Genomic DNA, 15,137 nt, shown 5'->3' on the forward strand with positions numbered 1-15,137 from the left:
CAAAGCCTCGGTTCGCCGGGGCTTTTTTATTGGCCGGGCCATTTTTATTTCAGCGTTTCAGGTCACGCGGTATGGAGCTGACATGTACATCCAGATTCTAGGTTCCGCTGCTGGCGGTGGTTTCCCCCAGTGGAACTGTAATTGTGTGAACTGCGCAGGCTTTCGTGATGGCAGCCTTAACGCCAAAGCACGCACCCAATCGTCCATCGCAATCTCCGACGATGGCATCAACTGGGTCCTGTGCAACGCATCGCCGGACATCCGGGCACAACTGCAAGGTTTCGCGCCGATGCAACCAGGCCGTGCACTGCGCGATACGGGAATCAGCGCCATCGTGCTGATGGACAGCCAGATCGATCACACCACGGGGCTGCTCAGCCTGCGTGAAGGTTGCCCGCATCAGGTCTGGTGCACGGATATGGTCCACGAAGACCTGAGCACCGGCTTCCCGCTGTTCGAGATGCTCAAGCACTGGAATGGCGGCCTGAACTGGAACCGCATCGAGCTACAAGGCAGCTTTGTCATTCCCGCCTGTCCCAACCTGCGTTTCACGCCCTTCCCGTTGCGCAGCGCTGCACCGCCCTACTCGCCTCACCGCTTCGATCCGCATCCCGGCGACAACATCGGCCTGATCGTCGAAGACCTCAGAACCGGCGGCAAACTCTTCTACGCGCCCGGCCTGGGCAAGGTCGATGAAGCGCTGCTGGAAAAGATGCACGCCGCCGATTGCCTGCTGGTGGACGGAACACTGTGGGACGACGACGAAATGCAGCGCCGCGGCGTCGGCACGCGCACCGGCCGGGAAATGGGCCACCTTGCCCAGAACGGCCCGGGCGGGATGCTGGAAGTGCTCGAAAGCTTTACGAAGCAGCGCAAGGTGCTTATCCACATCAACAACACCAACCCCATCCTCGACGAAGACTCCCCGGAGCGCGCCGAGCTGGTTCGCCGTAATGTCGAAGTGGCTTATGACGGCATGAGTATCGAACTTTAGGAGCCAAGATGAGCGAAGCAGCGCTGTCGCGCGCCGAATTTGAACAGGCCCTGCGCGCCAAGGGTGCCTACTACCATATTCATCACCCCTTCCATGTGGCGATGTATGAAGGCCGGGCAACTCGCGAGCAGATTCAGGGCTGGGTCGCCAACCGCTTCTACTATCAGGTGAATATCCCGCTCAAGGATGCGGCGATTCTGGCCAACTGCCCGGACCGCGAGATCCGTCGCGAATGGATTCAGCGCCTGCTCGATCACGATGGCGCGCCCGGTGAAGATGGCGGTATCGAAGCCTGGCTGCGCCTGGGTCAGGCCGTGGGGCTGGACCCGGATCAGTTGCGCTCCCAGGAGCTGGTGCTGCCGGGCGTTCGCTTCGCGGTGGATGCTTACGTGAACTTCGCCCGCCGCGCCAATTGGCAGGAAGCGGCCAGCAGCTCATTGACCGAACTCTTCGCGCCGCAGATCCACCAATCGCGCCTGGACACCTGGCCTCAGCATTACCCGTGGATCGATCCTGCGGGCTATGAATACTTTCGCACGCGCCTTGGTCAGGCACGTCGCGATGTGGAACATGGATTGGCGATTACACTTGAGTACTACACCACCCATGAAGGCCAGCAGCGCATGCTGGAAATTCTGCAGTTCAAACTCGACATTTTGTGGAGCATGCTGGACGCCATGAGCATGGCGTACGAGTTGCACCGCCCGCCTTATCACAGCGTCACCAACAAGAACGTATGGCATAAGGGAATCAGCCTATGAGATTCAATAGACAGTTAGTCCCCTCCTGGCGTCAGGGTTATCGCTTCCAGTACGAGGAGGCGCAGAAGTGCCATGTGCTGCTGTATCCCGAAGGCATGATCCAGTTGAATGAAAGTGCAGGCCTGATCGGCGCCTTGGTGGATGGGCAACGGAATGTGGCGCAGATCATCGCATCGCTGCAGGAACGCTTCCCGAACATTCCGGAGCTGGGCACCGATGTTGAAGACTTCATGAGCGTCGCTCAGGAAAAGAGTTGGATCGACCTTGACTGAGACAGGGCTCACAACCGGGGACGTCCTCATTCCGCCAACGCCACCTGTGGGGCTACCGCTGTGGCTGCTGGCGGAGTTGACCTATCGCTGCCCGTTGCAATGTCCGTATTGCTCCAACCCGCTGGACTTTGCCAGACAAGGCCAGGAGTTGAGCACCGAGCAGTGGTTCACGGTGATGCAACAGGCTCGGCAGATGGGCGCGGCACAGATCGGTTTCTCAGGCGGTGAACCGCTGGTGCGCCAGGATCTGGCCGTGCTGATCGCCGAAGCCAGACGGCTGGGTTACTACACCAACCTGATTACCTCCGGGATCGGCCTGACCGAACAGAAGATCATCGATTTCAAGGAAGCGGGCCTGGACCATATCCAGATCAGCTTCCAGGCCAGCGACGAGCAGGTGAACAACATGCTCGCCGGCTCGAAAAAGGCCTTCGCGCAAAAACTGGAAATGGCCCGTGCCGTGAAAAAGCACGGCTACCCGATGGTGCTGAACTTCGTCACCCATCGGCACAATATCGACCGGATCGACAAGATCATCGAGCTTTGTCTGGCGCTGGAAGCGGACTTCGTGGAACTGGCGACCTGTCAGTTCTATGGCTGGGCACACCTGAACCGCGTAGGCCTGCTGCCGACCAGGGATCAACTGGTGCATGCAGAAGCCGTCACCAACCAGTACCGGGAAAAGCTCGCGGCCGAAAAGCATCCGTGCAAGCTGATCTTCGTCACGCCGGACTACTACGAAGAACGTCCCAAGGCCTGCATGAACGGTTGGGGCAAGCTGTTTCTGACCGTGACCCCGGACGGCACTGCGCTGCCCTGCCATGGCGCGCGTCAGTTACCGGTCGAGTTTCCCAACGTGCGCGACCACAGCATGCAGCACATCTGGTACGACTCGTTCGGTTTCAATCGTTTCCGGGGTTACGAGTGGATGCCCGAGCCTTGCCGCTCCTGCGACGAGAAGGAAAAAGACTTCGGCGGCTGCCGTTGCCAGGCCTTCATGCTGACGGGCGATGCTGCCAATGCCGACCCGGTGTGCAGCAAATCCCCGCATCACGAGATGATTACCCAGGCCCGTGAAGAAGCTGAAACAGCGACCCAAACCATCGAAGAGCTGGCCTTCCGCAATGAACGAAACTCACGCCTCATCGCCAAATCCTGAGCTGTTCAGCGCCGCCCAGGCCGTAGCCGCCGGTGTGGACTTCGCCGAACTGGCCGCAAGTCCGGCAGGCCTGTTCTGGAGCGAATTTCGCCCACAGGACGCGGCCAGCCGGATCTGGCACTGGTCCGAAGGCCAGGCCCGTTGCCTGACGCCCGAGGGTTTCAGCGTGCGCAGCCGGGTGTACGAATACGGCGGCGGAGCCTTCTGCATTGCCGACAATGCCGTGGTCTTCGTCAATGAACGTGACCAGCAGCTCTATCGACAAGCCCTGAACGCCGACGCGCCCTTGCAGTTGACCCATGGCGAACGACGCTATGGCGCAGTGCATTTCGCTGCCGGGCAGATTCTGGCGGTGGAAGAAGATCACGACATTCATCGTCTAGTGGCAATCGATCTGGCTGACGGCCAGCGTCATCTGCTGGCCGAAGGCGCGGACTTCTATTCGTCCCCCGTCCTCAGCCCGGACAGACAGCGACTGGCCTGGATCGAATGGCAACGCCCGCACCAGCCCTGGACCCGAACCCTATTGATGTGTGCCGAACGGCTGAGCGATGGCGGCTGGTCCAGGGCGCGTTGCGTGGCAGGCGACCGCCCCGAAGACGAATCACTGCAACAACCGCGCTTCGATGCCAAAGGGCGACTGTGTTGCCTGACGGATCGTGATGGTTTCTGGCAGCCCTGGGGTGAAACCCCGTCAGGTTTTGCGCCCTTCCCCGCAGCGGCTGCCGATCACTCGCCAGCGCCCTGGCAATTGGGCGGCTGCACCTGGTTGCCGGTAGACAGCGGCTACCTTGCCAGTTGGTCGCAAGACGGCTTTGGTGTATTGGGTCTGCGTCATGCCGATGGCTCGGTCGAAGCGTTCAGCGGCGATTACACGCGGTTCCGCAGTCTGGCCATTGATGAGCAGTTCATCTATTGCATCGCGGCGTCGGCGGTCAGTCCGTCTGCCGTGCTGGCCATTTCCCGCAAGGATCACAGTACGCACGTACTGGCTGGCGGTGTCGCGCCATTGCCGCCCGAACGTATCAGTCGCCCGCAATCGTTGCGTTACGCCAGTGGCGGTGCCGAGGCTTATGGCTACTTCTATCCGGCCATGGACGGCACCGAGAAACCGCCGCTGGTCGTGTTCATCCATGGCGGTCCCACTTCGGCCTGTTACCCGGTGCTGGACCCGCGCATTCAGTTCTGGACCCAACGGGGTTTCGCCGTCGCCGACCTCAATTATCGGGGCAGCACGGGCTATGGCCGTGCCTATCGGCAAAGCCTGCATCTGAACTGGGGTGTTGCGGATGTGGAAGACGCGTGTGCGGTCGTGGAGCATCTGGCACAACAAGGCCTGATCGACAAGGACCGGGCGTTCATTCGAGGCGGGAGCTCGGGCGGCTATACGACGCTTTGCGCCCTGGCTTTCCACAACGTATTCCGCGCCGGAGCAAGTCTCTATGGCGTCAGCGACCCCATTGCTCTGGGCAAGGCCACTCACAAGTTTGAAGGTGACTATCTGGACTGGCTGATCGGCGACCCGGTGAAAGATATCGAGCGCTATCAGGCCAGAACGCCGGTGCTGCATGCGCAAAACATCCGTGTTCCGGTGATTTTCTTTCAGGGTGAACTGGATGCCGTGGTCGTCCCGGAGCAGACCCGCGCCATGCTCAAGGCGCTGCAGGACAATGGCATCCCGGCCCAGGCGCATTTCTATCCAGACGAACGCCATGGCTTTCGCAAGGCGCAGAACCTGGCGGATGCGCTGGAAGCTGAATGGGAGTTTTACCGGGATACGTTTAGCGAATGAACCCAATGCTGTGCAGACTGACTGTGTGGGAGCGGATTCATCCGCGAAGGGTTCGCGAATAAATTCGCTCCCACGGAAACTCCAAAATCACTTACGGCTGGCAATGATGTAAACGGCATGCACGATGCCCGGGATGTAACCCAGCAGCGTCAGCAGGATATTCAGCCAGAAGGCACCTGCGAAGCCGACTTGCAGGAAAACGCCCAGTGGAGGCAGCAAGATAGCGAAGATGATACGAATGATGTCCATGGGCAAGCTCCTAGTGGATGACCTTTTGCAGGCCTGGTAGCTAATCGACCCTGGGCATCAACAAGGGTTCCACGCGATCTGGCACACAGCCATTATTAAAGCGCAGAAACAAAGAAAGCCCCGCCTAAGCGGGGCTTTCCAGACTGTTTCCCTGATATCCTTTTCGTCCCGCCATCCTGGGCAGGTATCCCTTCGTGTCCCTGTTATGTCTTATTGCGCATCCTGCGCTACGTCCATGGATTTAGAGTAACTTTGGATCCATTCTGAGGGAAGAGGCAAAAAGCCAACACGTCGTGTAAGCAAATGCTTACAGACTGTTACCTTCAAAATTGTGAAGCATCCATCAGGTACAACGACTCACTGCCCGCACGCACGCTGGCATCGAGAGAATGGATACGCGGCAGCAGGCGGGCGAAGTAGAAGCGCGCAGTGCCCAGCTTGCTGGCATAGAACTCTTCCTGCCCTTCCTTGCCCAGCGCCGCCTTGGCCATCTTCGCCCACATATAGGCGTAAGCGGTGTAGCCGAACAGGTGCAGGTACTCGACCGAGGCCGCGCCGATTTCGTTGGGGTTGGAGCGCGCACGGTCCAGTACCCAGCGAGTGAGCTCATTGAGCATGTCCAGCGCAGCGCCCAGAGGCTTGGTGAACTCGGCCAGTGAGCTGTCGGATTCGCTGATGAAAGCCTGCACTTCGTCAGCGAACAACTGATAGAGCGCACCGTTCGACCCGACAATCTTGCGACCCACCAAGTCCAGCGCCTGGATGCCATTGGTGCCTTCGTAGATCTGGGTGATGCGCACATCACGTACCAGTTGCTCCTGGCCCCATTCGCGAATGTAGCCATGGCCACCGAACACCTGCTGGCCATGAACCGTGGTTTCCAGGCCGATATCGGTCAGAAAGGCCTTGGCGACCGGTGTCAGCAGTGCGACCAGATCATCGGCGCGCTGACGAGCGGCATCGTCTTCGCTGAACTTGGCGATATCCAGTTGCAGGGCCACATAGCTGGAGAAGGCACGGCCACCTTCGTTGAAGGCTTTCATCGTCAGCAGCATGCGACGCACGTCCGGGTGAACGATGATCGGGTCAGCCACCTTGTCCTTGTTCTGCGCACCGGTCGGCGCACGGCTTTGCAGACGGTCACGGGCATATTCCACGGCGTTCTGATAGGAACGCACACCGGAAGCCAGACCCTGAATACCGACGCCCAGGCGCTCGTAGTTCATCATGGTGAACATGGCCGCCAGGCCTTTGTTGGGCTCACCGATCAGATAGCCGACGGCATCGTCGAAGTTCATCACACAGGTGGCAGAAGCCTGGATACCCATCTTGTGCTCGATGGAGCCGCAACTGACGGTATTGCGCTCACCCAGGCTGCCATCCGCGTTGACCATGAACTTGGGCACCAGGAACAGGGAAATACCTTTAGGCCCAGCGGGCGCATCCGGCAGCTTGGCCAGCACCAGATGGATGATGTTCTCGGTCAGGTCGTGCTCGCCGCCGGTGATGAACACCTTGCTGCCGGTGATCTTGTAGGAGTTGTCTGCCTGAGGGATGGCCTTGGTGCGAATGATGCCAAGGTCAGTGCCTGCATGGGCTTCGGTCAGGCACATGGAGCCGCACCAGACGCCCGAGTGCATGTTCGGCAGGTAAATCGCCTTGAGCTCTTCGCTCGCGTGGGTGTTGATCGAGACGCAGGCGCCGGTGGTCAGCATCGGGTACAGCCCGAACGCCAGGCTGCCGGAGTTGAGCATTTCCTCGACCTGGGCCGATACCACCTTGGGCATGCCCATGCCACCGAAATCCGGGTTGCCACCCACACCGACCCAGCCGCCTTCGGCGTAGGTCCGGTAGGCCTCGGGGAAACCTGCCGGAGTGGTGACGACGGTGTCGTTCCAGTGGCAACCCTCTTCGTCGCCATTACGGCTGAGCGGGGCGATGGTTTTACTGCAGACCTTGCTTGCCTCTTCGAGGATCGCATCGACCGTCTCGGCATCGACAGTTTCGGCAAGCGCGGGCAGTTGAGCCCAGAGTGTGGAAACTTCGAATACTTCATTGAGGACGAAACGCATATCGCGCAACGGGGCTTTGTAGTCAGCCATGGCAAACCTCACAAGCAGGGAGCAAGAAAAACCTGAAAAAGAAGATCCGGACATGCTGCATGCCTGGAATCAGGTGGCAATGATCGCGAGTCTAACCGAACAACGATTCAGAGACATAGGGTCATGGTGTGACTATAAATTAATTTAAAGTCACACACACAACAGACAGACGAAACAACACGGCGCCGCCCTACAGCCTGCGCCGCTCACCTGCAGTTCGTCTATATCAGCTCACGGCGTCAGCGGTACGCACCGCTCCGCGCTTGTTATGCTGACCGTGGGAAATGACGCAGTTACGGCCTGCGCCCTTGGCGGCGTACAGCGCCTGGTCGGCAGATTTGAGGACTTCTTCGGGCGTGCGGTGCTCGGGCTGACGCTCGGCAACTCCGATACTCACCGTTACCGAAACACTGTTGGAGGCGGTCGCACCGCGCCTTTGCCGACCTTGCTGGTCGTCCTTGGGGCGATTGTCCTTGTTGCGCAGCAGGATCTCGTAACTGGCGATAGTCTCGCGGATGGCTTCCAGATGCGGCAGGCACTCTTCCACGGTCTTGCCCGCGAAGACGATGGCGAACTCTTCACCGCCATAGCGATAGGCTTTGCCGCCACCATTGGTGATTTTCGAGAGTTTGCTGGCCACCAGACGCAAGACCTGATCGCCCACATCATGGCCGTGGGTGTCGTTGAATTTCTTGAAGTGGTCGACGTCGCTCATGGCCAGCACGTAATTGCGCCCGAGGCGCTGCATGCGTTCATTGAGCGCCCGACGCCCAGGCAGGCCAGTGAGTTCGTCGCGGAACGCCATCTGATAGGCCTCATGAGCAACCGCTGCGGCAATCATCAACATTACCTGGCTGCACATGATATTCAGGGTGAACGGAAGGATGAACGTCTTGGGTAACGCCCAGAAAACGCCCAGCAATCCGACGATCTGCGCCGCATGCAAAGGCCGTGGCTTTTCCAGGTATTGCCAGATCAGCAAGCAGAACGACCCCAGAAACATCGCATAGGACAACTGGATCAGGCTCATCCACGAGCCATGCAATGCTGGCCAGCGAATATCCGCCAGCCAGGTCTGCACGGCGTCGGGATAGCTTTGCTCAAGCCCGAACGCAACGCTGCCCACGGCAATCAGGACCGCAATGCGCGCCACCAGATCCTGAAACAGGTGCGTGCGCTCTTCCCATGCTGCATAGAGCCCGAACAGCAACGGCAACAGCAGACACACAAGATGAAACACCACGGCCGCATCTTCGCGGACCTTGCCATGATCGCGGTAGTAATCGGTCTGGGTGTCGAGCAGAAAGTAGGCGATATACACGGTGATCATCAGAAACAGCTCACGCTGACGCCGGTATACACCGCAATACGCACCGCCCAGCAACAGCACCAATGTCGGCAGCACGTTGAACAGGGAGGTGAAGAAAACGTTCAGGTCCTTGACGTAGGCAGCCGCCAGCCCTGCAAACAACAACGCTGCAGAAGGGAGAAAATGACTCAATCGTGCAGCAGATGGACGCAACAAGGGGAATATCTCCTACTCGGCATCGGAGTGAATATCTGGAGTAATGGCATTGTGCCTTTCTCCAGCGAACAATGCATATAGCAGGATTGATAGCTGGCTACTTTTCTGTAACGGCAGGAGATCGAAAAGGTTTATTGATTGCTTGAGCAAGAAAGCGCTTTCTTACGTTTTTTCATCCACCTACGAAAAAGCCGCCTGACCCGCAGGGTCAGACGGCTTTGAACGACGACCGGATTTATCAGTAAGCCAGGCCGAAGTCTTCCTCTTTCATGTCCATCAGGTTGCCAGCGCCGGAAAGGATGGCGGCAACATGAGTACGGGTACGCGGCAGGATACGCTGGAAGTAGAAACGCGCAGTCTGCAGCTTGGCGGTATAGAAGGCTTGCTCGGACGTACCGGCTGCCAGTTTCTCGGCCGCCACACGCGCCATGTCGGCCCAGAAGTAAGCCAGACACGCATAGCCGGAATACATCAGGTAATCCACCGAGGCGGCACCGACTTCTTCACGATCCTTCATGGCGGCCATGCCCACTTTCATGGTCAGCTCGCCCCACTCCTTGTTCAGCGCAGCCAGTGGCGTCACGAACTCCTGAACGCTTTCTTTGCCTTCGTTGGCCTGGCAGAACTTGTGGACGATCTTGGTGAAGCCCTTGAGCGCTTCGCCCTGGGTCATCAGGACCTTGCGGCCCAGCAGGTCCAGCGCCTGGATGCCAGTGGTGCCTTCGTACAGCATCGAGATACGACTGTCGCGAACGTTCTGCTCCATGCCCCACTCGGCAATGAAACCGTGGCCACCGTAGATCTGCACGCCATGGTTGGCGGCCTCGAAGCCCACTTCGGTCATGAAGGCCTTGGCAATCGGCGTCATGAACGCCAGCAGTGCGTCGGCGGCTTTCTTCTGGTCTTCGTCTTCGCTGTACTTGACGATATCGACCTGCTTGGCAGTGAAGTACACCATGGCCCGCGTACCTTCGGCGAATGCCTTCATGGTCAGCAGCATGCGGCGCACGTCAGGGTGAACGATGATCGGGTCAGCGGCCTTGTCGGGTGCTTTAGGGCCGGTCAGTGAGCGCATCTGCAGACGGTCGCGAGCGTATTTCAGGCCACCCTGAAACGCGACTTCGGCGTGTGCCAGACCTTGCAGTGCAGTCCCCAGACGAGCGGTGTTCATGAAGGTGAACATGCAGTTCAGGCCTTTGTTCGGCGGGCCGATCAGGAAGCCCTTGGCCGAGTCGAAGTTCATCACGCAGGTGGCGTTGCCGTGGATGCCCATCTTGTGTTCGATGGAGCCGCAGGTCACCGCGTTGCGCTCACCGATGCTGCCATCGGCGGCAGGCAGGAACTTGGGCACGATGAACAGCGAAATACCCTTGGTGCCCGCCGGAGCATCCGGCAGACGTGCCAGCACGATATGGACGATGTTGTCGGCCATGTCATGTTCGCCAGCGGAAATGAAAATCTTGGTGCCGGTGACCTTGTAGGAACCATCGGCCTGAGGCTCGGCCTTGGTGCGCAACATGCCAAGGTCAGTACCGCAGTGAGGTTCGGTCAGACACATGGTGCCGGTCCATTCGCCGGACACCAGCTTGGTCATGTAAGCCTCTTGCTGCTCAGGCGTACCGTGCTCGGAAATGGTGTTCATCGCGCCGTGCGACAGGCCCGGGTACATGCCCCAGGACCAGTTGGCCTCGCCAACCATCTCGCTGACGGCCAGCCCCAGAGACTCGGGCAGACCCTGACCGCCGTGCTCGACGTCATGGGCCAGGCTCGGCCAGCCGCCTTCGACGAATTGCTTGTATGCCTGTTTGAAGCCGGTCGGCGTCTTAACGCCCGACTCGCTCCAGGTGCAACCTTCGGTGTCGCCGACACGGTTCAGGGGAGCCAGTACCTGTTCGCAGAACTTGGCACCTTCCTCAAGAATGGCATCGACCATATCTGGCGTTGCGTCCTGGCATGCCGGCAGACTCTGATAGTGCGCCTCATAACCGAGCAGCTCATCACGAACGAAACGAATATCACGCAAGGGGGCCTTGTATTCAGGCATAGCGATAAACCTCTGCTGATGAATCCTGGAACGAATGACCGGGCGGTCGCCGGGAGCATACTCCCAGGCACCAGACAATCTCGTATGCCTTACGGTCAAACAGGTGTTTGAAACATACGTTTACGCCTAAATCTTGTCAATAGCGCTTCACACACCGTTTGTCATCCATACGCTACAGGCCGCGCACGCAAAGGCATACAGCGTCGACAAAACGATACTGTGAGTCTAGGTGATGAGAAAAGAGGTTGCGCAGGCGATACAGGCTGCTGATAGGGGGGAATTCAGAAAATGACGCCGTGCACGGAAGGCACGGCGCGGGGTATCAGGCGTAAGTGTCGATCAGGGTACCCAACGCTTCATCGCTGGCTTTCTGAGCGGCCAGACCCGCCTGGACCTGTTCTTTACCAGCGGCCAGCTCAACGATGTTGGCAGGCAGATCGGAACGCTGGCTACGGTCGACCGATCGCAGGTTTTCGAGCTGGAAATCCGAAGACTGGCTTCTGCCGGAGACTTCGATATTGGTGCTGGCGATCTGGGTGGCCGCCTGATCGACACGCTCCAGCCCAACCTGAATCGCGCTCAGGCCTGGATAGAGGGTATTGTTCATGGTGATTTGCATAAGCCGTTCCTCAGTTCAAATAGCGAACAAGTGCTATTGAACCAGTAAATGCAGCGGAATACTCGACAAAAAGACTAATGGCACATAGCCGGATAATAGGTTATGCCTTGAACCGGGCAAAAGCGCCTTGTGTATCAGCGACATAGTGAATGTGTTTCAAAATCAGTCGAGCAGCTCCAGATGCAGATGTTCCGCAACGGCATCGGCACTCGCTTTCTTGAGGCGCGGCACACGCCCGATACAGGGGGCTGGCAGACGCTCGGACAGGGTCGCAAGGTTTTCTTCCAGCCGCGAGGTCTTGGGGTCGATGATGTTGGCGACCCAGCCCGCCAGTTGCAGCCCGTCCTGGGCGATGGCTTCGGCAGTCAGGAGCGCATGGTTGATACAGCCCAGGCGCACACCCACCACCAGAATGACCGGCAGCCCCAGCCCCATGGCCAGATCGGAAAGGTTGCTCTGGTCCGCCAGCGGTACACGCCAGCCGCCCGCGCCTTCGATCAGGGTGAAATCCGCGTTTCGTTCCAGCAGGCGACGCATGGGTTGCAGCAAGGCATTGACCGTCAGTGACACACCGGCTTCCCGGGCGGCCAGATGCGGCGCGATGGCGGGCTCGAAGGTGTAGGGATTGACGTCGTCGTAGCCAAGCTCCAGCGAACATTCGGCCAGCAAGGCCAGGGCGTCGGAATTGCGCAGCCCTTGGGGAGTGATGACGCTGCCGGAAGCGACAGGCTTGCCCGCCGCCGTGCTCAGCCCGGCCAGTCGGGCCGCATGCAACAGGCCAGCGGCGACAGTGGTCTTCCCCGCGTCCGTATCGGTTCCAGTGATGAAATACGCAACACTCATCTCGGCATCCTTCCCTTGTTTCGCAAACCCATCAGTTCTTTTCCAGCACCCCGTAGACCACTTGATAAGTCGCGGGCAGCCCAGGCTCCTGACGGAACCTTTCGTACGCCTCGACCAAACCGCGAATCCGCGCCCTTCCCGTCAGGCCACCGGGGCGTCCGGGATTGAGATTATGCGCGCCCAGCGCTTTAAGCTCATGGGTCAGGCTGCGCACATCCGGGTAATACAACACGTGAGGCCGAACCTCAAGGCTGCGCACCCGCAAGCCACTGGCCGCGCACAACTGACGATAGTCATCCTGCTCGCGAAAGCGATTGACGTGTACCAGACCATCGACGCTCTGCCAGCTTTCCCGAAGCTCCTGCAAAGTACCCACACACAGGCTGGAAAACGCGAATACACCACCAGACTGCAAGACCCGGCTGGCTTCACTGAGCACGACTGCAAAGTCCGCACACCATTGCACCGCGAGGCTGGAGAACACCAGCTCGCAACTGTGCGCCTGCAACGGCATGCGCTCGGCATCGCCAGCCACAAAGTAACGGGCACCGCCCAGGGGACGGGCATGTCGCAACATGCCTTGGGCAATATCCAGTGCAACACCTTCGCTTTGCGGGAAGGCCTGCCCCAGCACCCGGCTGAAATAACCCGTGCCGCACCCCAGATCCAGCCAGCGCGAAGGGTTCAGTGCTTCAGGCAGACGGGCGAACAGCTCATGACCGACTGCGCGCTGCAAATCGGCCACGCTGTCGTAACTGCCAGCGGCCCTGGAAAACGATTCGGCCACCTGACGCTTGTCAGGCAGGCCGCCCGGTAATTTCACGTGAGAAAGATCAGTCATCGCCGGACTCATGCAAAAAGGCCTGGATCGCCGCCGCCACGCCGTGGGGATTTTCCAGAATGAAGGCATGGCTGGCCTGTTCAATCAGACCCACTTCTATATCCGGCAACAATGCCAGCAGATCGCCCGCTGCCTCGGCTGGCACGAACGCATCGTGCCCCGCAAACAGATGCAGTTGCGGCCCGCGATAGGTCTGCAAGGCACTGCGGGTATCGAGCTGCCCGAGGACTTTCAGGCCATCGACCAGCGTATTCGTCGACGTCTGTGGCGCACCGGCCTTGAGCAGCCGTGACAGGCCGCGCGGGTCTTCTGCGCCTTGGGTACACAACAGACTGAAACGCTTCAACGTCGCTTCGGAGTCAGCCGAGCAACCGGCCAGAAACGCCGAGAACTCGCCTTCCGTCATCGCATTGGGCCACGCGCCACGGGTCACGAAACTGGCATTGCTGGCCAGGGTCAGCAGCCCGCAGCAGTCATCGCCGCGTCGTGCCGCCAGTTCCGCAGCCAGCATGCCGCCAAGCGACCAGCCACCCAGCCAGGCACCGGTCGGGATATTGGCGTCCAGTTCATCGAGCCATTCTTGAACATCGCAACTGTCGAGGTCCGGCAACGGCTCGATCTCGACCCGCAAATGCTCGTCCAGCCCGCGCAGCGCGGCCGCCAGCGGTTCAAGTGGCGAGACACCAAGGCCCCAACCGGGTAGCAGGATCAAACGATCACGCATGCTCGGACTCCATCGATTCACTTGCGCCCAGCAGCGGGTAACACTGCTCCAGTGCATTCAACAATAGCTGCACTTGGTCGGCACTGTGCGCCGCAGACAACGTCACCCGCAAACGGGCGCTGCCAGCGGGCACGGTCGGTGGACGAATCGCCGTGACCAGCAGGCCCCGCTCACGGAGCATCTGCGACAGGCGCAAGGCGCGACCCGCATCGCCGATCATGATCGGCTGGATCGGCGTAAAGCTGTCCATCAGTTGCAGACCGATCTGCTCGGCGCCATGGCGAAACTGCTGGATCAAACGCCCAAGATGCTCGCGACGCCAGTGTTCGGTTCGCAGCAGCTCCAGGCTCTTCAGGGTGGCGCAGGCCAGCGCGGGTGGCTGGCTGGTTGTATAAATGTAGGGCCTGGCGAACTGGATCAGGGTTTCGATCAGTTCCTCGCTGCCCGCCACAAAAGCGCCCGACGTACCGAACGACTTGCCCAGCGTGCCCACCAGCACCGGCACCTCTTCGATGCCCAGACCGAAGTGCTCGACGATACCGGCACCGTTGGCACCCAGCGGTCCGAAGCCATGGGCATCGTCCACCATCAACCAGGCGCCTTTGGCTTTCGCGGCCTGTGCCAGCGCGGGCAGGTCGGCGATATCGCCGTCCATGCTGAACACACCATCGGTCACCACCAGCGTATCGCCGACGGCTTTTTCCAGCCGTGTACTCAGGCTGGCCGCATCGTTGTGCAGGTAACGGGAAAAACGCGCACCGCTGAGCAGGCCGGCATCCAGCAATGACGCATGATTGAGCCGGTCTTCCAGCACCGTATCGCCCTGCCCCACCAGCGCCGTGACGGCACCGAGGTTGGCCATGTAGCCATTGGAAAACAGTAACGCCCGCGGGCGGCCGGTGAGTTCGGCCAGGGCTTCTTCCAGTTCGTGATGCGGGCCGCTGTGGCCGATCACCAGATGTGATGCGCCGCCACCCACGCCCCAGCGCGCTGCGCCCGTCTGCCAGGCAGCGATGACTTCAGGATGATTGGCCAGGCCCAGGTAATCGTTGTTGCAGAAGGCTACAAGCGGCTGGCCATCGACCGTTACCTGAGGGCCTTGCGGACTTTGCAGCAGCGGGCGCTGGCGATAGAGATGTTCGGCGCGACGGGCCTCAAGGCGCGTGCGGAGATCGAAAGACATGCAAGCCCCGGTCTTCGGAAAAGATGATT

At 59.7% G+C, this 15,137-nt stretch carries 14 protein-coding genes; 5 read left to right on the forward strand and 9 right to left on the reverse strand.

The genetic code is table 11. The features are described from left to right. Window positions 1–82: 82 nt before the first annotated feature. Genes pqqB through KQP88_RS22690 form a run of 5 tightly spaced genes read left to right on the forward strand, consistent with a single transcriptional unit; the run spans window position 83 to window position 4,978 of the window. Window positions 83–994 (forward strand): pyrroloquinoline quinone biosynthesis protein PqqB, encoded by a 912-nt coding sequence (gene pqqB / locus KQP88_RS22670; RefSeq protein WP_216704232.1) that lies wholly within the window; start codon window positions 83–85, stop codon window positions 992–994. Window positions 995–1,002: 8 nt separating this feature from the next. After that, a complete protein-coding gene (gene pqqC, locus KQP88_RS22675; protein ID WP_216704233.1) occupies window positions 1,003–1,755 on the forward strand; it encodes a pyrroloquinoline-quinone synthase PqqC in 753 nt (250 codons plus the stop codon). Continuing rightward, window positions 1,752–2,027, forward strand: a complete 276-nt coding sequence (pqqD, locus tag KQP88_RS22680) for a pyrroloquinoline quinone biosynthesis peptide chaperone PqqD (RefSeq protein ID WP_216704234.1) — start codon at window positions 1,752–1,754, stop codon at window positions 2,025–2,027. Before pqqC ends, pqqD begins: the two co-directional genes overlap by 4 nt. Next, the gene (gene pqqE, locus KQP88_RS22685) at window positions 2,020–3,186 is read left to right on the forward strand and encodes a pyrroloquinoline quinone biosynthesis protein PqqE (RefSeq protein ID WP_216704235.1); all 1,167 of its coding nucleotides are present in this window, start codon (window positions 2,020–2,022) and stop codon (window positions 3,184–3,186) included. The genes pqqD and pqqE overlap by 8 nt, the downstream gene beginning before the upstream one ends. Continuing rightward, complete coding sequence (locus tag KQP88_RS22690) at window positions 3,152–4,978, forward strand: S9 family peptidase (protein ID WP_216704236.1); 1,827 nt, start codon at window positions 3,152–3,154, stop codon at window positions 4,976–4,978. The genes pqqE and KQP88_RS22690 overlap by 35 nt, the downstream gene beginning before the upstream one ends. Before the next feature lie 87 nt (window positions 4,979–5,065). Here KQP88_RS22690 and KQP88_RS22695 read toward each other — a convergent pair whose 3' ends face one another. The 9 genes from KQP88_RS22695 to bioF all read right to left on the reverse strand — a co-directional run bounded on the left by KQP88_RS22695 (window position 5,066) and on the right by bioF (window position 15,108). Further along, window positions 5,066–5,227 (reverse strand): YqaE/Pmp3 family membrane protein, encoded by a 162-nt coding sequence (locus KQP88_RS22695; protein WP_038400070.1) that lies wholly within the window; start codon window positions 5,225–5,227, stop codon window positions 5,066–5,068. A gap of 323 nt (window positions 5,228–5,550) precedes the next feature. Then, a complete protein-coding gene (locus KQP88_RS22700; protein WP_216704237.1) occupies window positions 5,551–7,329 on the reverse strand; it encodes an acyl-CoA dehydrogenase C-terminal domain-containing protein in 1,779 nt (592 codons plus the stop codon). 226 nt (window positions 7,330–7,555) lie between these two features. After that, entirely contained in the window at window positions 7,556–8,854 is a 1,299-nt protein-coding gene (locus tag KQP88_RS22705; RefSeq protein ID WP_216704238.1) for a GGDEF domain-containing protein, read from the reverse strand. 238 nt (window positions 8,855–9,092) lie between these two features. Beyond that, on the reverse strand, window positions 9,093–10,898 hold the full coding sequence (locus KQP88_RS22710; protein WP_216704239.1) for an acyl-CoA dehydrogenase C-terminal domain-containing protein: 1,806 nt from the start codon (window positions 10,896–10,898) through the stop codon (window positions 9,093–9,095). A gap of 322 nt (window positions 10,899–11,220) precedes the next feature. Beyond that, the gene (locus KQP88_RS22715; protein ID WP_200995201.1) at window positions 11,221–11,517 is read right to left on the reverse strand and encodes a pyrroloquinoline quinone biosynthesis protein PqqE; all 297 of its coding nucleotides are present in this window, start codon (window positions 11,515–11,517) and stop codon (window positions 11,221–11,223) included. Between the two features lie 162 nt (window positions 11,518–11,679). Continuing rightward, window positions 11,680–12,360, reverse strand: coding sequence for a dethiobiotin synthase (gene bioD / locus KQP88_RS22720; protein ID WP_200995202.1), 681 nt, complete (start codon window positions 12,358–12,360; stop codon window positions 11,680–11,682). 31 nt (window positions 12,361–12,391) lie between these two features. Continuing rightward, window positions 12,392–13,201, reverse strand: a complete 810-nt coding sequence (gene bioC / locus KQP88_RS22725; RefSeq protein WP_216704240.1) for a malonyl-ACP O-methyltransferase BioC — start codon at window positions 13,199–13,201, stop codon at window positions 12,392–12,394. Next, on the reverse strand, window positions 13,194–13,925 hold the full coding sequence (locus KQP88_RS22730) for an alpha/beta fold hydrolase (protein ID WP_216704241.1): 732 nt from the start codon (window positions 13,923–13,925) through the stop codon (window positions 13,194–13,196). The genes bioC and KQP88_RS22730 overlap by 8 nt, the downstream gene beginning before the upstream one ends. Beyond that, the gene (bioF, locus tag KQP88_RS22735) at window positions 13,918–15,108 is read right to left on the reverse strand and encodes an 8-amino-7-oxononanoate synthase (RefSeq protein ID WP_216704242.1); all 1,191 of its coding nucleotides are present in this window, start codon (window positions 15,106–15,108) and stop codon (window positions 13,918–13,920) included. The genes KQP88_RS22730 and bioF overlap by 8 nt, the downstream gene beginning before the upstream one ends. Window positions 15,109–15,137 lie beyond the last annotated feature (29 nt).

The sequence above is a fragment of the Pseudomonas lijiangensis genome (assembly GCF_018968705.1).
Classification (GTDB): domain Bacteria; phylum Pseudomonadota; class Gammaproteobacteria; order Pseudomonadales; family Pseudomonadaceae; genus Aquipseudomonas; species Aquipseudomonas lijiangensis.